Source organism: Anaerotruncus sp. AF02-27, from assembly GCF_003465835.1.
GTDB lineage: Bacteria > Bacillota > Clostridia > Oscillospirales > Ruminococcaceae > Anaerotruncus > Anaerotruncus rubiinfantis.
Window position 1 is genome coordinate 10,339 of sequence record NZ_QSBX01000001.1, and the last position, 26,178, is coordinate 36,516.

Here is a 26,178-nt window from a genome sequence, read left to right on the forward strand (position 1 = left end):
CCAGCTCCAGAAAATCAGTGAGCTTGTCCGGTTGGCAGCGGCGATCCAGCTCCATAACGGTGTGGGTAGGTGCGCAGTGGCTGATGATGTAATCCGCTTTCCAGTTTGCCTGTTCCAGTGTGGAGAGAGCAGCTTCGTATTCTTTCTCAAATGGCATCTCATCCGGCCACCAGGACCAGCCCTTGACGCGGAACGCCTGTCTGCTCCTGTGCTTCTGCTCATATTCCTCCCGGAAACCCGGCGTGTCCGGGTCGAGGATGCCGTCGCCAATGTCATGGCTTTGCGCCCCGCCCATCGTGAAGAAGGTGTACCCGCCGATCTCATACATCTGCCCCCGCATCAGGTGTAGGACATGTTCCCGCACCCGATGCAACCGGCCGCCATGCCAGCCGGTTTCGGGGAAGGCGTTCAGCAGGTCGAAATTCTCATGGTTCCCATCCACAAACAAGAGGGTAAAGGGCAGGTGGTCCAGATGGTCCAGCTCCTGCCGCTCCCGGCGCGAACCATCCCACACCCCTCCAAAATCGCCGGTGATGATGACATAATCCTCTTTGGTCATACCGTTTTGCTCAGGGAAGTAGGTTTTCCAAAACCGTTTGAAGTTTCCGTGGGTGTCTCCGGTTGCGTAGACCATATCAGCTTCTCTCCTTATCCAGTTCTTGTTCGAACTCCATTCCGCCATACAGCCGGACGCGGATTCTGTCTTCAGACAGCACTGTCACCGTATCCACCAGCTGGCGGACGATACTCTCATCCCACTCGGTGATTTCCGCCTCGCCGTTATTCAGGACGTTTATCGCATGCGCGATCCGTCCATGCGCCGCCGAATCGCTCTGTTGCTGGTCCAGCAGGCGGCTTCTCTGTTCCTTCAGCATGGCTGCCTCCTCATTGATCTTCTGGAACGCCTGCGCGTATTCCATGAACCCATCCGGCTTTTCCCTGGACTTCTGGAATACAGCTTGGAACTCCCGTTCCAGCTCTTTCAGCCTACGGTCCATATCCGCCATGCTCATCGTCCCACCGGGCAGGGGCAGCAGCTCCATCCGCATGGCGTCGGCGATCTGCCCGACCAGCGCCTTCTTTGGCCCCATTACCGAGTTCAGGACGGCGAGGATCGCCCTCTGGAGGGGCTTCTCGTAGAGGGTGGGGGACTGCCGGCAGTATTTCGTCCCATAGTCCACCCGGCTGGCACAGCGCCACACCGCCCATTTCCGCCCCCGCTTGTTCCACACGCAGCGGCGGTAGAGGGTACCACAGTCGCCGCAGATGAGCCGCTCGGTGAGGGCGTATTTCCCGCTGAAGCAGGAGCGGCCGGTGGTGGTGTACCGCTTGTTCGGGGTGCGGCCGGCGTTCCTTCTGGCAAACTCGGCCTGTACCGCGTTGAACTTATCCCGGCCGACGATCCCCTCATGGTGGTTCTTCAGCAGGTACATGGGGAGCTGCCCGGTGTTGCGGATTGTTTTTTTGCTGATACAGTCGCTTACATAAGTTTTCTGCATCAGCACATCCCCACAGTATTTCTCGTTTTTGAGGATGTTTCGGATGGCCGATTCCGACCAGGTTTTCCCGCCGGATGCGGCAGGGATCTTGTTTTGTTCCAGCTCTGCTTTGATCATGCGGATGCTGTGCCCCATGAGGAAGCTGTCGAAGATCTGCCGCACCACCTCCGCCTGCTCGGGGATGATGCGTGGCTTGTCATCCTCGCCGCGTTCGTAGGCGTAAAGACGCTTGTACTGGAAGGTGACCTTCCCTTCCCGCATGGCTTGGCGCCTGCCCCATTTGATATTGGCGCTCATCGATTCGCTTTCCGCCTGGGCGAAGGCGCCCATCAGGGTCAGCAGCATCTCGCTTTCCGAATCCATCGTATTGATGTTCTCTTTCTCGAACATCACCGCGATCCCCAGGTCCTTCAGGGCGCGGATGTAGTGGAGGCAGTCCACCGTGTTTCGGGCAAAGCGTGAGATGGACTTGACCAGTATGAGATCGATCTTTTTCTGCTTGCATTTGCGAATCATTTTGAGAAATTCGGGGCGTTTGGCGGCGGAGGTGCCGGTGATCCCCTCGTCTGCAAAGACGCCCGCCATCGTCCAGTTAGGGTTCTGCATGATCCTATCGGTGTAGTAGGTCTGCTGGGCCTCGTAACTGGTGAGCTGTTCCTCGTCCTTGGTGGATACCCGGCAGTAGGCGGCTACCCGCAGCTGGCGCTGGGTTTCCCTGTCCTTTGCCGTCTCCGGACGGGCGGGGATGACAATGATGTTTGGGGCGGTTTCGGTCATGATATTTTACTCCTTTCGATGATCTGTCCATTTTTCAGCCGCAGCCCCACCGACCCATCCGGGCGGATGAGGACGGCGGACGCGATGCTTTTTAACAGGTCGTGGGGCGGTATCTCACTGGTAAGAACCTCTTTGATCCGCAGGGTCTCATAGTCCTCTGAACCGATGGCGTTCAGCCGGGCGGCGGCGAGGGCGTATGCGGTGTGTTTGGCGTTTTCCTCCTCCATCGGCTGCCGGTTCATGAGAGCGTCCAACTCCTGATGGAGCCGCCTTTCTTCCTCTGGATTGGTCTGGACAGGATAGGGGATCTGCACACATTCCGGCTGTCTGATTAGCCGTTGGAGGAGGGCAAGTATCGCCTGTTCCATCTGCGGAGTGGCCTTCTGGCCGCCGAGCTGCCGAAGCGTTTTTCTCATTTCTGAGGGTAGCTGCGCTGTTTGCTTGCATGCCCTTCTTTCCAGCGCAGCATCAAGAAGCGCTTGCTCGATGATGAGGGGGAAATCCTTTTCACCGACATACCGCCTGTCCTCCAGGATTCGGGCAACCATATTCTTGTTCCATCGAGTTTGCGGGTTGTATGCCACCGGCTGGCCGTTCAGTTTTTCGGTGAGTTGCTGAAAGGAGGCCCCGCGGATGTAGTCTGAGAAAATCTCCTTGACCAACCCGGCCTCCCGTTCATCGATGCAGGCTTTGCCCATCCGCATGGTGTAGCCAAAGGGGAGCTTCCTGTTTGCCGCCATTACCGCACCGTCCTTTCAATTTTCTCTGTCAGTTCCAGCCCGTTCTTTAAGATGAACCGCAGGCTGGTGTTGTTCTCCGCAACGATCTTCTCTGTCAGATCCCCGAAGATCTCCCCATCGAACCGGGGCAGGTATTCGGGCGCCGATTCCAGCGTTTCCAGCAGCTCCCTTGTCTTTGGAATGCTGTCGTCGCCGGCCGCTGCCAGCAACTGTTCCTTCTCCTGCTTGGCCGCAATGAGCTGCCGGGCCAGCTCATTGCTTTGGGAGATAAAAATATCAGGATCTACAAGCCCGCATTGGTTCATGCGGGACAATGTATGATCCTGATCGGTGAGGTCGCAGATTCTTTTGTTCAGCCTGATGATCCCCTCGCTCCAGAGCAGCCTGCGCTCCCGGATGGCCTGAAGGTTTAAGAGCAGCTCCTTGAGGATGGGTTCCCCGTGTATCAGCTTATGGTAGAGCCGCAGGAACGCGGCGTGGATCTCCCTTTCGGGAATTTGGGTGATGGGGCAGCTGTCCTTGTCGCGGTTGTGATTCCGGCACTCCCAATAGGTGATCCCCCCACAGGCCTTTTTTCGGAACATCGTGCCGCAGGCGCCGCAAACGATCTTTTTGGCCATCGGGTCATTTGCCGTTTTTTCTGTAACCACTTTTTTTGCCCGTAGTTCCAGCAGCTTTTTAGCGGCATTGAATATCTCTCTGTCGATGATGGCTGGATGGCTGGCGATGCGATAATACTGGTCCCGTTCCCCAAGATTGCGCTTTTTTTGATGGGGAAACGAATCTGTGGTATACCTTTTCTGGAGAAGTGCGTCCCCGACGTATCGCTCATTGCGAAGGATATATGAGATGGTTGTATGCTGCCAGCGGTCTTTTCCATCCCTGGTTTTCACCCCAAGCGTGGACGCCCACTGAGCGATATCATCCTTGCTGTCCCCTTGAAGATACCGGCTAAAGATCTCCCGCACAATTTTGGCCTCCGGCTCATAGACCTCCAATGTATTTTTGCTCAGACGATATCCAAAAGGCGCTTTGCAAGTGATGAAGTTCCCGCTTTGCATCCGGTGCTGATAACTCCACCGCTGGTTCTCGGAGATGCTCTCGCTCTCCTTCTGCGCGATGGCGGCAAACATCGCCGTCAGCAGCTCGCCGCTCATCTGCGAGGTGTCGATGTTCTGTTCCTCGAAACAGACCCCCACCCCAATCGCTTTCAGGGCGCGGATGGTTTCCATGCATTCCTTGGTATTGCGGGCGAAGCGGGAGATGGACTTTACCAGCACCCGGTCAATTCGCCCTCTGCGGCAGTCGGCGATCAGACGCTGGAACTCCGGCCGCTTCTCCGCCGAGGTGCCTGAGATGCCCTCATCGGCGTAGATATCCGCCATTGTCCAGTTGGGGTTCTGGGTAATCAGGCCGGTGTAGTAGTTGGTCTGCGCTATGAAGGAATTGAACTGGTCGCTGGACTCGGAACTGACCCGGCAGTAGGCCGCTACCCGCAGCTTTTGGACTTCCGGGCGCTGTGCCGCCTCGATGACGATGACTTTCCTCTCCTGCAGCGCCGAACTGCCCTCGGTTCTTTGCCTGTTCATGGCGTTCACCTCCTATCAGCAACATACAATACCATGTTTTTTCCACAATAGCTATCGAAAAGGCGAAGAAATACCTACCAAACTTTCTTCCTTAAAACGGGGAGGAGTGTACATGCAAAACGGCTGGCTATGCCGCCTGCTTTTTCTCCGCCAGGATGATATCCGCGCCCATCTGTGCGGCGATCCGGGCGGAGAGCTTCTTCAGCTCCGCTTTGCTGAATCCATACTGCTCCAGTGTGCGGAGCAGGTTTAGGATACCGCAGTAGTCGATGTTGATTTTTGTCTGGTTCATAAACCACATCTCCTTTTACAAAGTTAAATCCAACTTTGATTTCACAAAAACAGGGATCGCCTATCGGTTGAATTCACATAACAGGAAAACCTGTTTAAGCGATCCCTGTTGCTTCTGAAATCAAGACATTTTATAAAGTCTTTGTAGGGCGATTTTTGAAACAGCGGCTGGCTTCACCGCTTCACGGGACTTTCACCCCTCCCAGGATCTCTGCGAGCTGCTCCCATTGCTTGCGGCTGTGGCTGGACAGGAGTATCATTGTATGCTGACGGTGTCTTGGCAAAATAGCCCGCCACAGGCTGCTTTTCGGTCAGATGGACCCGCTCGTCACCTTATTTGGCCGTCGTTGACGGCAGGCGGACAAAACCAAAGAACAAAAAGACAGGTGATTTCTTGTTTCCTCCGCGCTGTCGCAGGTGAGTCCCCGCGCATCTTCCGGCGTCGCTTGCCCCGTTTCCCGGGACCCGTCAGGGAAAGTATTTCAAAAACCGGGTATTCTGTTTTCAAGCTGCATCGGGGTTATCTAAAACCCCTTCACTATATATCCCGCTAAAACAGAAGGTTCACAAAAGATTCTTCAATAAAATTTTTAACTTTCGCAGAAGATGTCGTTCCCTGTAGCTGACCATTTGCTGAGATGTTCCATACTTCTCAGCGATTTCACGCTGCGTCATATCCAACCAGTAACGCAGATAAACCAATCGTTGTTCCTCTTTGGTCAGATGTCCCAATGCCTCTAAGAGCATCGCATACTCCATTTTACGAAAAACAACTTCTTCCGGTAAATCGAATGTCTGAGAGAACTGATGTTTTTCTTCCTCCTGCAGCCGATCCAGGGAATCTTCTCGTGACCGCAGAATATCACACGATCCCGTCTCTGAGTGATAGCGAAACCGTTCTGTCTTTAGGTCGCGCTCTATGTATTCCATTTTCCGGTCGCTTTGTTTTAGCGCCCTTAAAATTTCGGACCTGATTTTAATGCCTGGGTACAATTTTTCATAGTCGGGATGATATTTATCATTTTTCGGCATACACCGTTTCCTCCGTTTTTCTGAAATCTTGAAAATCCAGATTTCAGAAGCGGAGGAGACCGGCAGAGAGGAAAAGAAAAAGGCGTTTTTATGTGGCATGAAACCAAATAAAAGCGCCAATAGAGCCAATAAAAATCTACTAACAGTTCATATTTTGGGTTATCAGATTTATTGTCACTATTGCGGCAAGTTTGATCTGAACACCAATGAACTGCTGGTAGCTGGGTTGCCGGTCACAGGAGACGCCGTATATAACGGCGTCGTTTTTTACGGTAGTGCATAAAAATCCTCCATTTAGACAAAACGGAGGATTTTAGGGCATATGAAAGAAACCTCCGCTGCCTTCTTTTTTTATATGGCAGAGAGGATATGTTCTATTAGTTCTAAAATATAGCTACTATTGGAACATTCCGGCCTTTCATCTCCCATTCTAAAATACGTAGTGGAGGTGAACTTATAGTGCCTAAAAAACATGGCCAAGCAAACAATCAGCTTGGGAATATTCTGAGAACATTAAGAGAAGAACAGGGGCTAACCTGAGAATTGGTGGCAGAGCGCGCAGATATTGGTCTACGGCATTTGGCAGCGATTGAGCTTGGCGAGAAAAATCCAAGTGTCGATACTTTGTATCGGCTACTGCGTGTCATTGGCGCTTCTGCAGATCGGGTGTTTTACCCAGAGCGTTCAGCAAAAGATGCCACCCTGGAACGTATTGAATGTCTGGCCGCTGCCTGTTCGACAAAGCAGTGCAAACTGCTGATTCGTCTGATTGAAGCGGTCATTTTTGAAGAGGAATAGTCCAGAACTTCCGATGCAATATCATTCACCGATTTTCCATCCCTCTAAATTTTAGAGGGGTGTTGTGCCGACTACAGCCAGACAGCCGGTAAATTTTATGGTTCCTCTGGAATATTTTGCATTAAACAGTATGCCTATCAGCTAATACTAGGAAAATTTGCCTATATCGCTGGTAGATTTTTCAGTTGTGCTCTACACCGTGGGCAAAATCATTGGTATCAATCAGAGCAAGCAATTGCAGCAGCATCCCTCTTGCCTGATTTGCGGTTTGCCGATCCCAACACGGCGCCTCCTCCTGCCCCAGCGTATTTGATCCTGCTAAGAGCTGATTCATGGACACCTGCAGGGCGTTGGCGATCCGCAGATAGACCGATAGCCGGGGCGTGCCTTTCCGCATTCAATCAGAGACAACTGCTTTTGATCAACATCCGTTTGATGGTCCGAATAGCGGGACTTGAACCCACGGCCTCTACCACCCCAAAATAAATTTAAGCATGTATAATTTTCATTTGTTTGTCTTAAATCGGCTTATAATACGGGTTTATAAGACCTATTAATAAAAGAAAAGGAGAATAAACCATTCCGAACATCGTCAAAGTATCGTCAAAAATCCTCTACCTCATGTCCGAATCTTTCATATTTTCAATAGCATATTCACAACACTGGACCACTACCTGATTAAAGGACATATCATTTGAATCCGCTAAATTTTCCAAAACGTTAATCAAATCGTTTGGCATCCGGATTGTTTTGTTGCTTGATTCTCTTTTCTTCAACTCAAACATTGATTCAATAAGGAGGACATTGTTACCTCTTTAATTTCCATAACTTCCATAACATTTCCCTTTTTTCGACCTTTACAAAAAGCGCCCTACAGGGCGCTTTTTGTTTGTCTATCCAATATTTAGAAAACGGAATTTATTGTAAAAGGAAATGATATAGTAGTCTATCCGGCTGTCAGGTAGCTGTGAATCCCCCATCTACCATGATATGGGTTCCTGTGATCCAAGTGGATTCATCTCCAGCTAGGAATAATACAGCATATCCAACATCCCTTGGTAGGCCAACTCTGCCATACGCTTGACCCAGTGGGTAGCTTTCAATTGTTTTACGCAGTTCCTCGTCGAAATCCTTGCCATTCTTTTTGATGTCGTCGCAAAAAGCCTGTGTCATCGTACCCGCAGGGCAAACCGCATTAACTCGGATTTTATCCGGCGCCAATTCTAGTGCTAAGCTCCGTGTAAAAGACATGATAGCACCTTTTGAGGCATTATAGGCCAAATTGTCACGGCAACCGACAATCGCTAACTCGGAAGCAGTATTAATGATGGATGCGTTTTCACTTTTTCGAAGTAGCGGGAGCGCATATTTTGAACACAGGAAGCAACCGCGAGCATTTGTTTCAAACGTCCGGTTCCAGCATTCTTCGGTGGTCAATTCGATGTTGTTGCTGATTGAAAGAGCCGCATTGTTAAACAGTACATCCAGAACACCAAACTTTTCTTCCACAAATTTCATCAGTGATTTAACGCTTTCAGCGTCGCTCACATCCGCCTGAAAAAAGTAAACGTTTTCCCCAAGCTCTTTCGCAAGGCTTTCTCCGCCTTCCGCATACTTGTTAACCATAATCAGTGTTGCGCCTTCCTCTGCAAAAAGGCGCGATGTCGCTTCTCCAATTCCCGTTGTACCTCCGGTGATGATGCATACCTTACCTTTAAGCCTTGTCATTTTTCCGCACTCCTTTTTTAAATTTTGTATGAATAGGGGTTCTCCCTAAACGGATACAGGTTTAATCAGTTCTCCATAACCAGCTTGCATACAGATTTTTCCCCGCGAATAGATCGCCTTCCCGCGTACAAAAGTCGCCTCGATCCGGCACCCGATTTCACGCCCTTCATACTGGAAATGGGTATCCTTGGTTTTAGATAGACTGTTTTCACGGGAGTAGATCCACTTCCGATCCATATCCACCAGTATGAAATCCGCGTCGGTGCCAATTCTGATGGCTCCTTTTTGAGGATAAAGTCCGAATCGCTTCGCAGCGTTTGTGGAAAGGAACGCTGCCATATGCGGCAGCGAAATTCCCCTCTTTCTAATTCCTTCTTCCAATATCATCGGAATTGCAACATCAATATTGGGCGAACCGCCTGGCGCATCCCAAAGATTATCCGGATTTTTGTCCTCCCAGGTATAGGGGGCATGGTCGGTTCCCATATAATCAATCGATCCATCCGCCACATATGCCCACATTTTTTCCACTCGTTCACGATTCCTGACCGGTGGACAAATTGCCGCGAAACTACCGGCCGCACCGATGGACTCATAATCGCATAGAAGATAATGCGGACAGGTCTCGATGGTTACATCTGCCCCCGCTCTACGCTGTTCGTTGACAAGTTCCACCCCTTCCGGAATTGAGGTATGGCAGATGTGCAGCGGGCATCCGGTTAGACGGGAAAAGAATACCGCCTTACTGATCGCGGATAATTCGCTGTACCAGGGACGGGCCTCATCATGAGCTTTCAGGCTCCATTCTTCGGTCCGATAACGTTCCCGTAACTTCGCAACGATGTCCTGATCCTCCGCGTGAACGGCAAAGATCCCGCCTGCTGTCCGGACTGCCGACATGCCCTCATAAAGGGCCAGAGAGTCCGAATAGGGAAACGTCGGTCCCGCATCCGACAGAAATGCCTTAAACGCGGGGCATCCCAGTTCTCTCATACGCCGAATATTCTGGAATTTGCCGGGTAGTGACGCTCCCCATATAACATAATCTACATGGGCATTTTGAGCGAAGTGCTCGTTTTTTAGGCAAAAGTGAGTCTCACGGTCCACTGGCGGATTGGTGTTCGGCATATCCATCACAGTTGTGTACCCACCCATGGCGGCGGCTTGTGTACCGTGAAAAAAATCTTCCCGGTAGGTCGGCCCCGGATCAAAAAAATGGGAATGCGTATCGATCCCGCCGGGTAGAAGATACATCCCTTCGGCGTCCATTTCATACTCCGCTTTTCGAGACGGCTCCCTTTCCAGAATCCCGACAAATTTCCCATCTTTGACTGCAAGATGGCGGACAGCGACGGAATCCTCAAACACGACATTTGCGTTTTTTATCAGCAAATCAAAATCCATGTCTACCTCCCGATCCCATCAAGGAGTCACTACAGAATATCTTCATTTGCAGCTTTCCAAATGGTTCTGTAAAGAACCTCCGTACCGGCTGCAAGATCCTCCTGACTGGTATATTCGTCTGGGCAGTGGCTTCTACCATCACTTAAACTGCGCAGAAAGATCATCCCGATTGGGAAGAGCTTTGCCAGCTGCTGCGCATCGTGTGATGGAAAACTAACCATCTGTGTATGCTCTACTCCGGCTTCCTCCGCACATTGATCGATAACGTCGATCAATGTGGGCGCACAATGAGCTGGGCGTGCATCGATGGTGGTAAAAACGGAATAGGTAAGTCCACGTCTTTTACACTCTGATTCAGTGAAATCAAGCAGGTCTGTATAAAGACGTTTCCAGATATCATCCTGATGTTCCCGGAAGTCCACCGACACAACGCATTTTTGTGCAACAATATTTTGTTCCCCAGGATCCGATGAGATGTATCCTACGGTTCCGCGGGTTTGGGAACCTGAATTGCATGCCAGACGTTCTACTTCGCATGCGATAGCCGCTGCAGCGGCCATCGCATCATGGCGGTCTGCCATTGCCATACCGCCGGCATGACAGGAAACTCCATTAATCGTGATATAAAACTGTTTAATCCCCGCTATGGAAGTCACCACTGCCATGGGATACCCATTCTGTAAAAGGTACCGTCCCTGTTCGATATGAAGTTCCAGGAACAGGTAATAATCCTCTTTTCGAAGGATACTGCCTTGCAGATTGTCTGGATCCAATCCCATTCCGAATTCCAACATAGCATCATGCAGGGTTTGATTGGTGTAACGATGACGGCAGGTCTGTGTATAATCCAATGGTAATTGCCCGGCCATCGCTTTGCTTCCGAAACAGCCCCCAAGGAACTGACTCGCTTCCTCATTTATAAATGCGACAATTTCGATTGGACGCTCGGGAATCTCTCCGCGTTCATGCATGCTCATAACGGCTTCCAAGGATGCCATAATTCCCGCAAGTCCATCAAAGCATCCTCCGGAAGGGACTGTGTCAAGATGAGAGCCGGTAAGGACCGGAGCCAGATGTTTATTCTTCCCCTCATACCGTCCGAAAAGGTTTCCGACAGGATCCATCCGAACCGTCATTCCGGCTTCCTCCATCCAGCTGGTCAGCAGCTCCACCGCCTGTCGGTATGCTGGCGTCCAGGCGAAACGGCTGACGCCACCTTTCGGATCATCCCCTATATGGCCAATCTGTTGTTCACGCTGCCACAAGCGTTTTGCATTAATTTTCATGTTCTTTCTCCAATCATCCCTACTTTTTCACAACGGCAACTGCTTCAATTTCAATCACCATATCCCCGATGAATTTTCCTACCTGCATGGTGGACCGGGCAGGCGGATTTTCCGGAAAAAATTCCTTATATGTCTCATTGAAACGATCAAACTGGTCGATATCCGATACGAAAACCAGCGTCTTAATCACATGATCCAGATCAGACCCGGCCACCCTTAAAATTTCGCGCAGATTCGTAAGTACCTGTCGGGTCTGCAAAACGATGTCGCCCGGTCCCACAAGTTCCTGGGTTTTGGGATCGTTTGCGGTGACGCCCGCAGTAAATACCAGATCTCCCACACGAAATGCTTGTGAATACCAGCCGCCCGGCTGCGGCGCGCGGCCAGTTTCTATCTTCTCAATTTTCATCTTGTGTTGTCCTCCTAAACGATCTTTCAGATTTTTCCCCGCTTACAGCTTCCCATCCCGCATCATCTCATAAAGAGCGGTCTTGCGTACGCAGAATTCCGGCGCAGCCTCACGACAGATACGTTCCGCTGCTTCCTGTGCCTCCTCAATGATAATCCGTTCATCCACCGTTTTTAAAACCCGGTCCTCCATGACGATCTTGCCGTCGATAATGACCGTTTTGACCTCGTCGCCCCTGGCAGAATATACCAGATTCGGTACGATATTTCGGAGCGGTTCGGTTACGACCGGCGTCATTGTGGGCGTTTTCAGGTCGATGAGGATCACATCCGCCTTCTTTCCCTCTTTGATCGAACCAATCTCATCTCCCAACCCTATTGCTTTCGCACCGTCGACTGTGGCCATCCGAAGAACCTTCCAGGCGGGAAAAGCCGTATAGGAATGAAATTTGCACTTGTTCAGTAAAGCTGTGAACTTCATCTCGTTGAACATATTACAGCAATTATTTCCTGTAGCCTCGTCGGAACCGATCGCCAGCCGGTCACTGACCTCCAAAAACTCGTAGGACGGAGGGATGCAGCCGCCCAGCATGGCGCTGCCGCTGTTGCAGGCCACCATGCCCGCCCTGCTCTTTGCAAGCGTATGAACCTCATCGGTGGTGGCATCGACCAGATGCACCGCCATGAGCGATTCATCCAGGTAACCGATCTCCTGCAAAAACGGGATCGCCCGTTTTCCATACTTCAGCATCGTCTGCTCGTTCTCATGGGGACTCTGTGAAACATGCATATGGAGCCCGACACCAAGCTTTTCCGACAACTTTTTGATTTCCCTGAGCGAATCCAGCGTCACCATATCCGCCGCCTGCGGGCCGAGCATGCAGGTGATCCTGCCGTTTTCAGCTCCGTTCCAATTGGAGATCAAACGCAGATTCCGTTTGAGCTTTATTTTTTCGGTTTCAAGGTTCAGGGGAAACGGTTCATCCGCCCGTACACCGGCATTATTTTCGGGCAGGCCGCTGATAAGTTCGGCCACCCTTGCGCGTGTCCCAAGCTTTGCATGGTTTTCCACCAGCCGGTCCATCGGGGAATCAAAATCACAGAAGGTCGTGGTTCCAGCTTTTACCGATTCTACAATGTTGAGGCGCGTGCCTTTCATGGATGACGCGGGATCCATCCGTAATTTCGTCTCGAACGGCCACAAGCCGTCCACCATCCAATTGTCTATGTCCTGGGAAATCCCCCGGAGCAACGAGATGCTTGTGTGAATGTGGGCGTCGATTAAACCGGGCATGACCGCCATATTATGCGCGTCAAGAACCCTCTGCGCCCGATATTTTCGCAGCAACTCTTCTGTGGGGCCTACCGCTTCAATCAGATTCCCTCGGATCCCGATTGCCCCGTCTTCCAGCATCCCAACGCCGGGGCCTTCCATGGTAATCACGTATCCATGGATAATCAACAGGTCAAGCATTTTTCCTTCTCCTTTTCATTCCGCCGGCGCCGGCCTGATGATATCACCCGCGCCGGCGGATTTGTCAAGTTATCCTCACAGCAGATCCGCAAAGGCCTCCTCCGAAACAGGTTCTCCCTGTTCTTTTTTCTGAATCGCATCCAGAATGGCATTCAGCTTTCTTCTTGTCAGCGGGCTTTTGAAAAGGATCAGCGCGCCGATCACCACAAAAACGCCGGACACGACGTAGAAGGTTATCTCAATGCCCAGAAGCGCGGACGCGCTCTGGGTTGCCAGTTCTCCGTTGAAGCCGAAGAGCCCCAGCAGCATTCCAACCAGATACATGCCGATGGCACCGCCGATTTTAAACGCAAATCCGATAAAAGCGGTGTATTCACAGCTGTGATCTTCACCGGTTTTATACTGTTCAATTTTGGCCGCGTCGATTGCAAGGTTCCATCCATGCAGGAAGAATGCAGAGGAGCAGAATCCCAGTGTGAAGAACAGGAGCAGGACGACGACCTTGTTCGAGCCCGCAACGATTCCCAGGATGGAAAGGACGCCATAAACCAAAAACGGCATGCCGCACTCTTTGGCTTTTCCGCCAAGTTTTTCGCCGCCCCTGCTGGAAATGGCGCCCAGAATATAGGAGCCGGCAATCGAGGCGAGCGAATACACCAGCAGATAAATGGTAGAGGTTGCACCATCCAATTGTAGATTGAAAGCTAGAATGTAGTTCATGGTCGGGAGAGCCGCACCGTTGAATCCCAGATAGATAAACAAAATACCAAACATTGCGTAGCGCATCGGGCGGTTCCTGAATGCAGCGGCATATTGCTGCAAAAATCCGGGTTTCCGGCCAGAGCTTTCACCAGCTTCCACCTGTTTGGGGATGATCTCCTTTCCGCGCGTCGCGTTCCAACTAATAAAATATGCCGCAAAGGTGATTACCGCGCCAATTAGGCCGATGTAAAGCCAAGCCCGATCGACCGATGTGCCCTGCGCTTCGAAAAAGTCCACCATCACAGGCGGCAGGTCGGTTGCTAAAAGGCCGCCGATCATGACGCATACCGTCCAGGCTGTCCTGGCCTTTGTTTTCTCGTCATAGCTCCCCTCCAGCGAATCCCCCAGCGCAATCGTTGGGACATCCACCCAAGTGAACAGGAACCAGAAAAGAATATTAATGATGATATAAAACGCGCTCTTTCCAGCCGATGAGAAGGGGACATTGGTAAACATCAGGGTGATGACAATACACATTGGGACCAAACCGCTGATCTGGAACGGCCGGCGTCGGCCAAACTTTGATTTGCAGTTGTCAGACCAGTAACCGATCATCGGATCGTTGATTCCATCCCACAGAACCGCAATCAGAGAAATAGCCCCCGCAACTGAAGGGCTTACGCCCGCCACCGTGGTCAGGAAAAAAATGAAATACACATAAAATAGGGAAGCCGCCACATTGTTACCGATCCCGGCCAGCCCATATCCAAAGATCGTTCCTTTTGTCAAACGCTTTTCTGTACGTTTCATCATTAATTTCAGTCCTCCTCTTAATCACAAATCACAATCCTTTGCAAACTTAAATCGCGTTTTGCAAATCCTCCTTTCTATTTTATGGAACCGGTTCCACTTTTGTCAAAAAGATCCTCACTCCTTTCCTTCGCACAACCTTTCAGAACCTTTTAACCGAAGCAGCGATGGTATAAAAATTGTTTCTGCACTTTTTTGGGGATTTTCGATTTTTCTAATGAGAAGGCTGGCCACTTCCCGCCCCATACCTACAAGATCACGGTCGAGACAAGAAAAACGATCCCCCAGCAATTCAAGAGACGGCAATTCGTCGTACCCTATATAAGCGATGTCTTCCGGGACACGAAAGCCTAACTCGAATATAGCCTTGAAAAAGCCGTTGCTACAAACGTTGTTTCCACAAAACATCGCTGTTGGATAATCTCCAGAGGATAGTAAGGCCTTTGCCTGAAGATAGGCCTGCTTAACCGTGGCTTCATTGCAGGAAAGGATAAACCTGTCATATCGTTTTAATCCGTAGTCTTTCACCGCCTTCTGAAATCCATTGTAGCGTTCGCGGGCAATATAATGATAATGACTTTGATCCGGAATCATCGCCCCAATAATTGTATGCCCTGCTTTAATCAATGCGCTTGTTGCCAAATAAGAAGCTACAAAGTTATCGCTTAATACGGCATCAACTTTAAACCCTTCTTTTATGAGGAGACGGTCCAACAGAACGCAAGGGATGTTGATACTCGCGAAAAAATCCCAAAAATATTCACTGACTTTACCTTCGGTATACTCCATGGTCGGCGTATAGATAAACCCAGCAACTCGCTGTTTACTGACAGTTTCAAGGGCTTTCAGATCCTTCGGTGCATTGTTATCTGTATTGCAGATCAACAATGTGAACCCATTTTCATCCAGTATAGAACTGATTCCTTTAATCACCTCGGCATAAAACGGATTCTCAATCTGGGGAACGATCAGCGCAATCAAATCACTTTGATTTTTCGAGAGATTTCTTGCGACAGACGACGGACGATAAGATACTCCCTGCATAATTTTCAGGATCTTTTCACGGGTCTCTTCTTTTACATAACCGCTATTATTAATAACTCTGGAGACTGTCGCCTTCCCTACTCCTGCCATTTTTGCGATATCAGCTATGGTGGTAAGATTATTCATGTGAACCTCTTTTGTCGGGATTTATGGAACCGGTTTCTATTTATAGTATATATATTAACCGCTTTATTGTCAATATGTTTTGTGCGAAAAATTTTCAGAAAGAATTCCAGCTTTGTTTTGTAATTTGTCTTATTACATTTCTTTGTTTTCCTTTTTCCACTCGTTAAAGCGCCGCGAGAAGGTCGCCGGAGAAAGTCCAATCTCTGCGGCCGCTTTTCTCTGCGTCACTTTCCCGCAGATCAGATTTCTGCACAACAAATCAAACCTATCCTTGTTATATTGGTTGCGAGCCCTGCCCTTATGGTTTTCGCCTGTATATCGTCCCTCCGCTTTTGCAACTGCAATTCCTTCCGCCTGCCGCTGCATGGTGGTTCTGCGCTCCTGTTCGGCCACGCTCCCCCATACTTCAATTAGGATATTGTTGACCATATCCATGAGCCATTCCTGACCCGGCTCAAATTTGATGAGCGTTGTCGGGATATTCAGAATCCGCACGATGATATGGTTTTCTTTGAACCATTGCAGTTCCCGCTTAATGCCTTCTTTATTGCGGCCGAGTCTGTCCAGTTCCTTTATGATGAGTTCATCTCCCGGATGCAGAACCTTCTTAAGCTGATTGTACGCCGGCCGTTCAAAGTTTTTTCCACTTGCATTATCCTTGAAAATACATTCGTCTGTAAGCTCCGGGCAGTATGCTTTGATTGCTTCCAATTGGCGTTCGCAGTGCTGATCCCGCGTGGAAACACGGGTATATCCGTACTTGCTCATAATGAACCTTCCCTTCTCGAATATGCGGCATGTTCTCTAAGTGTGCAAATGAGTAATAGCATCTATTGCTGCTTGTTGCATCGTTGGAATCACATGGCTATATGTATCAAGTGTAATTGATATTTTGGAGTGTCCCAACCGCTCAGATACAATTTTAGGATGTACTCCTTCTGATAAGAGGAGGGTTGCGTGCGTATGACGCAACGAGTGAAACGTGTGGCACGGGATTCCTGCATTTATACAGGAATTATGCAGCGTCGTTGTAATATTCCACGGATTTGGCATTCCACCTGGTCGCTTTGGGTCTTCACAAACCCACTTTGTCTTAGCCTCTTGCCGATGCTTCCGTAAAATATTGATAGTTCCTGCATCAAGGTCAACTCTGCGAGCCGATTTTTTTGTTTTGGGCGGATGAACAAAAATTTCATGTGGAGATATCGCAACAACGGAACGACGAACCATCAGAAAACCTCTCTCCATATCTATGTCATCCCACTGTAATCCGCACACCTCTCCGCGCCTGAAACCTGTCCAAAGAGCTAGATAAACCGGTAGCCATATGACCGCTGAGGAGACATCATTTCAAAGCGAAGTGCGTGAGAAAGAGTCCCCGCAGCAGAGTCATGACGAAGACGAATCTCATCGAACGTCGCGCCTATCCGAAAGGCGGCAAAATGCGCTACAGGCGTATACCGATTATTTTGGCGGCAGTCCGGAGCAAAACGCAGAAGAGCTTCAGGATCTGCCCATTTCAGAGATTTATGAGGAAATACGGGAGCATAGACGTATAAACAAAGGCATTGGTTCTGAGAACGGATCATAGGAGTAAACGGAGTTTTTTCGATAAAAATATTCCCCCGGATTTTTCGGGGGAATATTTTATATATGCGTCAAATTGTTACATCCGAGGATTATCTCATCATCCCGGCTGAAAGTGGCCCGCTACGAATTTTCAGCTATTGTTGCAAGGAAAAAATCGAGAACTTCGGCATAGACCTGTCCATCGCGCATCCCGTCGAACAATATATGGCTTAGAAAGGCGTATTCATCCTGACTCCGAACAAGTATAACGCGCCTGACAGCAGCATTCAAACGAAAATAAACGGCGAGATCCGTTCCTTTTTGGAGGAGCGGGGCTCGCTGTTTTCGGCTAATCCGCCCATGCCGCCTTTCGTCAACAAAATTGCAGCTGCTTATAAAATTATAAAGCGACCCTCAATTTGAGGGCTTGCCATTCGTATATCATAATGCAATCATCAGCCGTATGCTGCTGCCCACAGTAATCCTGTTGCTGCTGCTCCCGCCGCTCTCCTGCCTGATCTTCCAGCACGCCGCCCAGCGGTACGCCTACGCCGAAGCCGCCAGGGACCTTAAAGCACTGCAACAGAAGGTCCTGCCTCTGATGGAGGCCAGCTTTGAAAGGGGGCCGAATCGTAACGCCCAGGATCAGGCGTCCGCTTTTTTGCGAAGCGTCAGCCCGCTGGTCAAGAAGATATGCGGCAGCGCCAACATTTTGATCTTTGAATCCCGGATGCGGTTGGTCTATCCCCGCGATGAACAGGAACGCGAAGCGCTCCTGCCCCTTTCGGAAGCCTGCACACAGTATATCCTCTCTGCCGGCTCGGACCTGGACGGCGATGCGGTTCAAGTAGAAACCGCGGATGGGAACGCCTGGCTCATCGACTTCTATGAAATGCCGGGCAAATCTATGCGAGTCAAGTATCTGATTACCTATAGCCCTATTTCAGAAATCGGCGTCTGGGTGCGGGACGCGGCAATCCTGGTCCTTTTGATCTCGTCTTTTTTTGCGCTGCTGGCCCTCGCTGCGCTCTGGCTGACCGCCAGCAGCATCACGCGGCCGCTGCGCCGGCTCTGTCGGGAGTCCGAGCGGATTGGGGACGGCGGCTTTGACGAAATTACGCCCTCGTTTTCCTTGCAGGAACTGGAGGAGCTTCGGCTTGCGATGAACCGGATAGCGGGAAAGCTGCGGCGTTCGGAGGAGATCCAGCGCGACTTTTTTCAGAATGTCTCCCACGACCTGCGCACGCCGCTGATGTCTATTGGCGGCTATGCCCAAGGGATTGAGCGCGGGCTTTTCCGAAATTCCAGTGAAGCCGCCCACACCATTCTGGAGGAAAGCGAGAGGCTGACCGAATTGGTCAACAGCCTTTTAAGCCTCTCCAAGCTGGAAAGCGGGCAGAACGCCCCCACTCTCGGCCCGGTGCGGCTTGCGAGCCCACTGGAGGACTGCCTCGACCGGGTAAACGGCCTGGCGCTTGAAAAGCAGGTCGAATTTGCGCTGCAGCCATTTGATCACAACCTCTATGTCATCGGCGAATACGAGCTCATCTGCAAGGTGCTGGAAAATCTGCTGACCAACGCCATCCGGTATGCAAAAAGGACCGTCACCGTTTCGGTATCGGCCGGAGAGGGGCGGATCACGGTTGCGGTATCGGATGATGGAGAGGGGATTGCCAAAAGCGATCTGTCGCGGATCTTCGACCGTTGTTACAAGGGAAAGAACGGGGACTTCGGCATAGGTCTGGCCATCGCGCGTTCCGCCGCGCAACATATGGGCGGGGAGCTATGCGCGGCCAACCTCCCGGCCAACGGCGCCGTCTTTACCTTGACCTTGGACCGGGCGTAACGCCGTCTGACGGCATCCGGCCAAGACCGCGATTAAAAGCCGTTTCCTTCTATATTTGGACGTAAATATGAAACCGTGAAAGAGGCAGGAACCTACACGGTGTAATTCTGACATTCCCACGAGTTTAAGCAAATTAAGAACAATATGCTCAAGGTATCATCAAGCTGTTGACTTCTCTCTGTCCATCGTTCTCCTTCCACTGGGAGGTTCCCCTTCTGGGGCCACTATGAACCGTACCACAGGCCACCCAAGGGCGCAGTTCCCCCTTGGTGTGGACTGTGGTTTTTGCCGCCCTCCATTATTTCAACAGCTTGAAAAGCAAGCTGCTCTTGCCGCCGTTTCGCCGCCACCGCTGCTCTGTCTCCAGATAGCCCGCCGCCTTGAGGTCGGAGATCGCCCGCTTGACGGTGGACTTGGAGAGCGCCAGATCCTTGGCGATGGTCTGCAGGGCGGGCCAGCTTTTGCCCTCCCGATCCGCCCGGTCGCGCAGGTAGATGTAGACGGTCTTGGCCCGGTGAGATAAATTCTTATCCTCATAGATTTGTTCCAGCTTGCGCAATGAACCCCTCCTTTTTATTCAGTCGGTGCGGGGCGGACGCCTGTGGGCGAGCTTCTCTGAGGATTCTTGGACCGGTTTCCCGGCCAATTCCACAACCGGCGCAATTTCCTGTTTGGGATTTGCCTGCGAGTATCGATGGGCGATGGCCGCCGCCAGCTTTTCCCGCCCGGCATACCGCACCTCGCGGGCGGAATGCTCCGGCAGCTCATACCGCGCCCCAAAGCGGATGCCCCAGTTCAGGAACAGCTCAAACCGTGTTTTCATCGGGTGCATCCCGGTTTTCATGGTGATAAACTGGCCCCTGGGCATGCTTTTCAGCTCGTCCGGGGTCATCAGCCGCCGCCCCATCATCTGCAGGCTGCGGGAACCCGAGCCATTGCCCTTGCTCACCGAGCCGGATAGGACGGTCTGTTCCCCAAGGTCTTTGGAGAGGGTTTCCGCCGTCTCGCTGCCGGGGGCGAAGCCGCCGAAGATGGTCAGCTGGCAGTTGTCCCGGATCACCTGCGCGCCCTCCCTGCCATAGTTCTTGTCCAGCTGGATGAGGCCCTGCACAATGGCGACAATACTCAGCCCGCGGGATCTGGCCGCGGAGAAGAGCATCTCCGCGCCCTCCAGTTTTGGCAGGGTCCCGAACTCATCGGCGTAGAAAATACAGCGCCGGGGCAGCTTGCCGCCGTTTTCATCCGCCACCGTCATCAGCTCCCGGTAGAGCTGCTGGATGATGAGGCTCACCAAAAAATAGGCGGTGGGATCCTCCTCCGGCATGACGATGAACAGGGCGGTTTTCTCCTTGCAAAACTGTTCCGCGTCGATGGCGCTGTCAAAACAGAGCAATAACGATAGGTAATCCTTTGACGTAATCGCCGGATTTTCCCCCGTTCCACACCGTGCATGCGAGTTTCCCCGCACACGGCGTTCCATCATTTTAAGAATTTTTGGTATTAGGTACACTTTCAAAACTTAGAAACTTTAATCATATGGCCGTATTACCAGCCTTTAATCTTAGCTTGTTAATCTTTTTCAGCATGGTTTGGGTAGGGTTAATCAGATTGAGATATGACTGGATTGTCGCCGGGAGGGTGGCATGGATAAGCGCGTGAACATCCCTATGAACGATTACAAGGTTTTGGTATCTGTCAGTACCGCCATTTTCTAAGGGGATTTTGTGGTGGCAATGGATTTCCTCAATCCATAGCACCTTTCCTGTAACCGCGCATTTGCCATATTGCGCCGCCCAAAGTGAGAGCCGGTTGTCCATAAATTCAATACTTCTGTTGGTGTGTTTTTCTCGCATAAGCAATAAGAGCACGGTAATATCAAATTTAAGGGTTTCATGGATTTTTGCTCTACCGGCCTCGGTATATTTGCATATCTCTTTCTTTTTGTACAAGGGGGCTTTTGTCTGGACATAGCTGATAGGGCACATCGGAAACTTGTTGAGGTATCGCAACCCCTTGCTGCCTCCGTAATGCTCCAGAATATAACGATTATTGGTACTCCCTTGCTTTTTCAATCTTTTGCCTAACCTGTTTCTCGCGACAATGCGGATGGTATTGTGTATCTTAACACCGCAATCGTAGGCTACGTGCGTGGCAAATCGGTAATAATTATGAATTCCCCAGACCGTTGAGTTATACAGATTGAGCATACGCTTTTCATCCAGTAAACTCTTAGGCCGCTGCAAATCCCTTACCAACCCTCTGAGCTTCTGTGTTTCATTCCGAATCGCTTTATCGCTCATGTGGGATTTCACCACGTATTTATCGCCCTTTCTCACAGCTTTCAGCTTAAAACCGAGAAACTCTGAGTATTGCTTCTTCAGATTGACCACTTTGGATTTTTCTTCGCTGATTTCCAGCTTCAAGCGGTCTTTCAACCAAAGTTTCACAGCTAGAAACACTTTATCGGCATCACTTTTCTTACGACAGAAAATCTTGAAATCATCCGCATATCGGACGATAAACATTTCTTTTAAGCCGCTGTTTTTAATAACCCGATAAACATTGCCGCGGTTCAGTTTTTCACCACAGTAAACTTCATATTCTGTATGCGTCTGGAATGTTTCCCACTGTGAGGATACCCACCAGTCCAGTTCATTTAGAACAATATTTGATAAAAGCGGAGATAATATTCCGCCCTGCGGCGTTCCCTTTTGGGGATATACTGTTTCACCGTTTGGCATAACAATCGGTGCCTTAAGCATTTCTTTGATGATACACAACAGGGTTTTATCCCGGATTCCCATTGCCCATATTTGCCTCATGAGCTTCGCATGATTCACGTTGTCGAAAAAGCCCTTGATGTCAATGTCCACAACAAAGTGCAGATGTTGACGCTGAATCATACGATAGCATTGAGCCAGAGCGTTTTCCGCTGAACGGTTAGGTCTGAACCCATTGCTTCTCTCATGGAATTTTGCTTCACAAATTGGTTCCAACACCTGCAAGATGCATTGCTGTACCAATCTGTCGGTAATGGTGGGAATGCCGAGCGGCCTAAGCCTGCCGCCCGGTTTCGGAATTTCGACCCGCTTTACAGGTTTTGGCTTGTACCATGCTAATTTACTCTGGACAAGCTGAACATATTGGTCTGCCGGAAGTTTTTCAATATCTGAAATGTTCCGCTTGTCCGTACCCGGCGTATTACTGCCGCCATTCCGTTTAATATTGCGATAGGCGAGTTTGATGTTCTCCTCTGACCGGATGATTTCCATCAGCTTGTTAAAAACAGCGCCGTTTTTGCTCCGTTCATAAAGACCGTCGAACACGCCTTGCAGGTCGTAATACTCCAAATTTCTTAGTTTCTTTTGTTTTGTCATAGGCACCATCCTCCTTTCGGAGCATGATTTTCTCCGGCGGAATCGCCGTAGTCATACTCGAAGCTATGAAGATTGTACCTTTTACCTGTTTATCTTAAAATGACTTGTGGCTGTCGCTCCACCTCCATTACAGAGGCTTCAACGCTCGTGCCACTACTCTCACCGCAATAAAGGAAACTTATGATTTCGTTTCCACCACTTCACCGGTATGCAATTACCTCTGTGTTTGCGGCTTTCCACGTTCCGATAATCCTATCTTTAACATATACCCTTAGGTGCTTGCTTTGGGCCTGCACACTGGACGGAGCCTGTAACTCCGTATGGAATTTCATAAACAACATCTTACTCTCCCACATGTGCCTTCAAATGAAGCATGTGCATTTCTGCACACTACTGGTTTAGACCCGTTCATTCGCAAGTTCGTCAGACCCTCCGGTCATTCTCACCATAGGTATTTTATAGACCCCCGGCATATAGGCGACACCATCCACCGCTGGACGGATTTCCACATCCGAAACATAATTGTTTCTCTGTTTGGGTCGCTCTCTGCCGACTTCACCGAGCTTTACACGTAAATGTGATTGCAATTATCTACGCATATCGGAGTATTAGGGAAGCGTTTCCGGGCGTTACCCCTTCATTCCACTTATCGGATTATCCGTTCTCCAAGACCCGTTCGGGACTCCTTTCGATTCCCCATATATTTGACCTTGTGCCTAACCTTTTCAGTTAGGAACGTGTCGCACGCTGTTCCAGCTCGGTGTCAAGGAAGGCGTTGAGGCGGCTCATGGCGGTGGAGAGGACGGAGAGCATCGCCTGCTCCCCGGTGTGGAGCGCCGCCCCTGCCATCCAGCGGGCCTTGTGTTCCGGGGGCAGCTGCTCCATGAGCAGTTGGAAGTGGTTTTTGCCTTTCACCTTGCTGGGGGCCAACAGATCCTGCAAGAGCTTGAACACCGACACAATGTGCCGCTCCTGGGGCGGGCAAAACTCCGCGATCAGCATCATGACCGACGCCAGCAGGCCCTCCGCTGCGTCATAGAAATAGGCGTTCTGGCCGTAGTTTGATTCACCGCCCGCCTGGATGATGGTCTTGGCGCAGATCTTGGCGTACTTCTCCATCTTGGCGCGGGCGTGCAGGTCTTTGGGATTCGCATGGTATTGGTCCGCGTATTTGGAAATGAGGTGAAGCATGTTGGCCCCATCGCTTCTGGTGGGGTTGCGCAGGTCGATCACCGCCACCTGGTAGCCGTAGTGATCTCGGGCGACAGCGCCGTAGTTGCGGTAGACGTCGCCTTTGGTGTCGCTGGCAAGCCAGCTGACCCCGGACGCGCAGGCGTATTCCAGGTTTGGGTAGAGGTAGTGGGCTGTTTTTCCTACCCCGGAGGCGCCGATCATGAGGCAGTGGACGTCGCCGGTATCGATGAGGGCGGTGGTCCTTTTCTTCCAGGGCGGGCCTCCCACTACCGAGCCAACCACCAAGCCCTGCTCCTGGGGCCGCTTCACCCCTTTGCGCCACTGTTCAGGTAAGAATGGCAGATGGAGATAGGCGTTCTCCATCTCCTTCTTGGTCGCCCACCGCGCCGTACCGTGCTGGCCGTCGCCCACCTGCCGGGACTTGATCCCATTGAGGTTTGCGTTGTCGGAAAATACTGCGATGAAGGCGAACACCGCCGCCATGCCGCCCACTGTCCAGAGCAGGGGGGCCAGCTGGGAAAAATCAAAGGGCAAGGTTCATACCCCCTTTCTCTTCTTGTTCAAAAGTTTCCTGCTGTTCTGTTTCTTCTTTCAGGTCATCATTCCAATCCTTCAGCTGCGGACACAGCCGGTGAACAGAATAACCGCCCAGCTCACCGAGCCGGGCGGTCAATCGTTCTGCGGCGCTGTGGCCTGCTTTGTCGTTGTCCAGGCAGAGGTACACCTCGCGGGTCTGTGGGTGCAGGTTCAGTTGCCTGACCATTGCGTGTTCCGCCACCCCACAGAGGGATACATAACTGTGCTGCTGCCAGCCCTCCGGGTACAGGGAGATGTAGGAAAGCAGGTCTATCGGCGCTTCAAAGACAAAGAGCTTGTCGCTCCTGCCGCTCCAGTGAAAGCTGCAGGCCGGGTCAGAGCCCTCCACATTGATCCGGAACGCTTTCCCCTCGCTGTTGGTGCTGCGCTTGTGGGCATGGCGGGGGACGCCGCGTTCATCGCACCCGACAAACACAGCGTTATGGTAGGGCGTATCCTCATAGATGAGCTTGGCTCTGGCGAATGCGGTGAGGAGTTCCCGGTCGATTTTCCGATGCCCCTGCAGATACCCATACACCCGCCGCATCGTCCCCGCCGACTTTGGCAGTGCAAAGGGCTTCGGCTCTGATTTCGGTTTGGATTCCGCGATGGGCAGGGGGCGCTGCCCATCCTCGCCCAGCAGCAGTTTCATCCCTTCTGAGAAACTTAAGCCATAGTGCTGCCGCACAAAACTGAGCGAGTATCCGCCCTGTTCGGCGGCGTGGTCGAACCACTGGTTCCCGCGGATGGTGACACTGTGGTCGTTCTCCAACCGCTTCTCCCTGCCGGATGGGAGAAGCTTCTCTCCGTTTCGGCGGAGCAGCTCCTCCAGATCGATCTGGTTGGCCCGCTCCACCTGGTCCTTGGTGTATTTTCCGTAGTAGATGATCCCGCCCATGATGCTCCCTCCCAACAAAAAAAGCTGGAAGCCGTTTTACAGCTTCCAGCAAGGTTTGGTTGATTTAGTTTTCCCGTTTGTAGTGGGGTTCCGGTATATATTTTTCAGTCTGGTATTTCTTGTATTGTTCCCGTTTGTTATCCGCGCCATCGAGGCCCGACAGAGACGCCTCGTCATAGAGGACCGGTTCCTCACAAACCGCATCCATCAAAATCTTTTCCAGATGTTCGAATTCCGAGAACTGATCCAGGGACGCCATCACAAAAGAATCCCGCACGTACCCAGCGCAGGCTGCCAACAGTTCCTGATCCATGTAATATCCATGATGCTCCACAAAAAAGGTCAGCATCATGACTACTGTCCTGGTGTTGCCCTCGCGGAACGGATGGACCTGCCAGATTTGCGGAAAGCATCGTGATAGGGCCGACACAAACTTTTCGCGGGAGAAACGTGTCCAGTCCTGTGTATGGAGTTTTTTGAATGCCGCCTCTAGATCACGAGGGATATCCTCATCGCTGCTGTACCAGACACTTCGGCCTGCCAGTAGCTTTTCCCGCTTCTCAATATTGATGAGCCGGTACTTGCCCGCCCATTCGTAGAGATCACCAAAAAGAAACGCATGGATCGCACAGAGGCCGGCAGGGGAGAAATCATCGAATCCGCGCCGATAGAGGATCATCATATTGGCGCGGGACTGCTCCGCCTCAACCAGATCCAGCGTCTTTTCATCTTTGATCCCCAGCTTGTTGCGGAGAACCGGAACACCGTCATAAAGATACAGGTCAGACATGGCGCTGCACCTGCGCGGCCATCTTTCGGTGGGACGCCAGCAGAGCGTCTTTCATCTGCGCGTCGGTCAGCTTGCCCTGCGCCCAAAGGCAGGAGAGCTTGCGGGCATAATCGGATACCGGCGCGCCCTCGATGGCATTGATGGCGTCTGCGGTTTTGACCGCCGCGATCCGGCGGCTCAATTGTTTTGCAGTCATGGTTTGTCACCTCGTATTCTGTCT

The 26,178-nt window shown here is 51.2% G+C and carries 24 protein-coding genes and 2 pseudogenes; 3 read left to right on the forward strand and 23 right to left on the reverse strand.

All coding sequences use genetic code 11. The annotated features are described in order from the left end of the window. From DWV16_RS00060 to DWV16_RS00080, 6 genes are all read right to left on the reverse strand, one after another. On the reverse strand, positions 1–634 hold a 634-nt coding region (locus DWV16_RS00060; protein ID WP_243007239.1), incomplete at its 3' end, for a metallophosphoesterase family protein. 1 nt (position 635) lies between these two features. Beyond that, positions 636–2,276 carry a recombinase family protein gene (locus tag DWV16_RS00065; RefSeq protein WP_118477475.1) on the reverse strand — a complete coding sequence of 547 codons (1,641 nt, stop codon included), beginning with the start codon at positions 2,274–2,276 and terminating at the stop codon, positions 636–638. Further along, on the reverse strand, positions 2,273–3,016 hold the full coding sequence (locus DWV16_RS00070) for a recombinase family protein (protein ID WP_118477476.1): 744 nt from the start codon (positions 3,014–3,016) through the stop codon (positions 2,273–2,275). The genes DWV16_RS00065 and DWV16_RS00070 overlap by 4 nt, the downstream gene beginning before the upstream one ends. After that, positions 3,016–4,605 carry a recombinase family protein gene (locus tag DWV16_RS00075; protein ID WP_118477477.1) on the reverse strand — a complete coding sequence of 530 codons (1,590 nt, stop codon included), beginning with the start codon at positions 4,603–4,605 and terminating at the stop codon, positions 3,016–3,018. Before DWV16_RS00075 ends, DWV16_RS00070 begins: the two co-directional genes overlap by 1 nt. 127 nt (positions 4,606–4,732) lie before the next feature. Further along, positions 4,733–4,897, reverse strand: coding sequence for a hypothetical protein (locus DWV16_RS19250; protein WP_199719745.1), 165 nt, complete (start codon positions 4,895–4,897; stop codon positions 4,733–4,735). Positions 4,898–5,460: 563 nt separating this feature from the next. Further along, a complete protein-coding gene (locus DWV16_RS00080) occupies positions 5,461–5,928 on the reverse strand; it encodes a sigma-70 family RNA polymerase sigma factor (RefSeq protein WP_158572732.1) in 468 nt (155 codons plus the stop codon). Between the two features lie 28 nt (positions 5,929–5,956). Here DWV16_RS00080 and DWV16_RS18930 point away from each other — a divergent pair, with 28 nt between their 5' ends. Both DWV16_RS18930 and DWV16_RS00085 read left to right on the forward strand, forming a co-directional pair. Next, entirely contained in the window at positions 5,957–6,211 is a 255-nt protein-coding gene (locus DWV16_RS18930) for a hypothetical protein (protein WP_158572733.1), read from the forward strand. Positions 6,212–6,474: 263 nt separating this feature from the next. Further along, positions 6,475–6,726, forward strand: a complete 252-nt coding sequence (locus tag DWV16_RS00085) for a helix-turn-helix transcriptional regulator (RefSeq protein WP_158572734.1) — start codon at positions 6,475–6,477, stop codon at positions 6,724–6,726. Positions 6,727–6,907: 181 nt separating this feature from the next. Here the strand turns inward: DWV16_RS00085 and DWV16_RS18935 are convergent, their stop codons facing one another. From DWV16_RS18935 to DWV16_RS00135, 10 genes are all read right to left on the reverse strand, one after another. Next, positions 6,908–7,060, reverse strand: coding sequence for a hypothetical protein (locus DWV16_RS18935; RefSeq protein WP_158572735.1), 153 nt, complete (start codon positions 7,058–7,060; stop codon positions 6,908–6,910). Positions 7,061–7,683: 623 nt separating this feature from the next. Next, positions 7,684–8,454: an SDR family NAD(P)-dependent oxidoreductase gene (locus DWV16_RS00095; protein WP_118477481.1), complete on the reverse strand. Its 771-nt coding sequence runs from the start codon at positions 8,452–8,454 to the stop codon at positions 7,684–7,686. 45 nt (positions 8,455–8,499) lie between these two features. After that, entirely contained in the window at positions 8,500–9,858 is a 1,359-nt protein-coding gene (gene allB, locus DWV16_RS00100; RefSeq protein ID WP_118477482.1) for an allantoinase AllB, read from the reverse strand. A 29-nt stretch (positions 9,859–9,887) separates the two neighbouring features. Further along, complete coding sequence (locus tag DWV16_RS00105) at positions 9,888–11,144, reverse strand: M20 family metallo-hydrolase (RefSeq protein ID WP_118477483.1); 1,257 nt, start codon at positions 11,142–11,144, stop codon at positions 9,888–9,890. Positions 11,145–11,163: 19 nt separating this feature from the next. Further along, positions 11,164–11,553, reverse strand: coding sequence for a RidA family protein (locus DWV16_RS00110; RefSeq protein ID WP_118477484.1), 390 nt, complete (start codon positions 11,551–11,553; stop codon positions 11,164–11,166). A 42-nt stretch (positions 11,554–11,595) separates the two neighbouring features. Next, positions 11,596–13,026 carry an amidohydrolase family protein gene (locus DWV16_RS00115; RefSeq protein ID WP_118477485.1) on the reverse strand — a complete coding sequence of 477 codons (1,431 nt, stop codon included), beginning with the start codon at positions 13,024–13,026 and terminating at the stop codon, positions 11,596–11,598. 75 nt (positions 13,027–13,101) lie between these two features. Further along, a complete protein-coding gene (locus DWV16_RS00120) occupies positions 13,102–14,541 on the reverse strand; it encodes an MFS transporter (RefSeq protein WP_118477486.1) in 1,440 nt (479 codons plus the stop codon). Between the two features lie 114 nt (positions 14,542–14,655). Beyond that, the gene (locus tag DWV16_RS00125; RefSeq protein WP_118477487.1) at positions 14,656–15,708 is read right to left on the reverse strand and encodes a LacI family DNA-binding transcriptional regulator; all 1,053 of its coding nucleotides are present in this window, start codon (positions 15,706–15,708) and stop codon (positions 14,656–14,658) included. A 132-nt stretch (positions 15,709–15,840) separates the two neighbouring features. Next, positions 15,841–16,476, reverse strand: coding sequence for a recombinase family protein (locus tag DWV16_RS00130; RefSeq protein WP_118477488.1), 636 nt, complete (start codon positions 16,474–16,476; stop codon positions 15,841–15,843). 36 nt (positions 16,477–16,512) lie between these two features. Beyond that, positions 16,513–17,037 (reverse strand): site-specific integrase, encoded by a 525-nt coding sequence (locus DWV16_RS00135; protein WP_118477489.1) that lies wholly within the window; start codon positions 17,035–17,037, stop codon positions 16,513–16,515. A gap of 667 nt (positions 17,038–17,704) precedes the next feature. Between DWV16_RS00135 and DWV16_RS00140 the strand changes: the two genes are divergently transcribed. Next, entirely contained in the window at positions 17,705–19,123 is a 1,419-nt protein-coding gene (locus DWV16_RS00140) for a cell wall metabolism sensor histidine kinase WalK (protein ID WP_118477490.1), read from the forward strand. Positions 19,124–19,421: 298 nt separating this feature from the next. Here the strand turns inward: DWV16_RS00140 and DWV16_RS00145 are convergent, their stop codons facing one another. The 7 genes and pseudogenes from DWV16_RS00145 to DWV16_RS00175 all read right to left on the reverse strand — a co-directional run bounded on the left by DWV16_RS00145 (position 19,422) and on the right by DWV16_RS00175 (position 26,154). Next, the gene (locus DWV16_RS00145) at positions 19,422–19,682 is read right to left on the reverse strand and encodes a helix-turn-helix domain-containing protein (protein WP_118477491.1); all 261 of its coding nucleotides are present in this window, start codon (positions 19,680–19,682) and stop codon (positions 19,422–19,424) included. 126 nt (positions 19,683–19,808) lie between these two features. Continuing rightward, positions 19,809–20,525, reverse strand: a pseudogene (locus DWV16_RS00150) (type IV secretory system conjugative DNA transfer family protein); the annotation flags it as partial. 130 nt (positions 20,526–20,655) lie between these two features. Beyond that, entirely contained in the window at positions 20,656–22,500 is a 1,845-nt protein-coding gene (gene ltrA, locus DWV16_RS00155; protein ID WP_118477492.1) for a group II intron reverse transcriptase/maturase, read from the reverse strand. Between the two features lie 747 nt (positions 22,501–23,247). Beyond that, positions 23,248–24,177: pseudogene (locus DWV16_RS00160) on the reverse strand (type IV secretory system conjugative DNA transfer family protein); the annotation flags it as partial. A 40-nt stretch (positions 24,178–24,217) separates the two neighbouring features. Then, the gene (locus DWV16_RS00165) at positions 24,218–25,168 is read right to left on the reverse strand and encodes a DUF3991 and toprim domain-containing protein (RefSeq protein WP_118477493.1); all 951 of its coding nucleotides are present in this window, start codon (positions 25,166–25,168) and stop codon (positions 24,218–24,220) included. A gap of 64 nt (positions 25,169–25,232) precedes the next feature. Then, positions 25,233–25,958 (reverse strand): Fic family protein, encoded by a 726-nt coding sequence (locus tag DWV16_RS00170; protein ID WP_118477494.1) that lies wholly within the window; start codon positions 25,956–25,958, stop codon positions 25,233–25,235. Beyond that, on the reverse strand, positions 25,951–26,154 hold the full coding sequence (locus DWV16_RS00175) for an antitoxin VbhA family protein (RefSeq protein WP_118477495.1): 204 nt from the start codon (positions 26,152–26,154) through the stop codon (positions 25,951–25,953). The genes DWV16_RS00170 and DWV16_RS00175 overlap by 8 nt, the downstream gene beginning before the upstream one ends. Between the last annotated feature and the right edge of the window lie 24 nt (positions 26,155–26,178).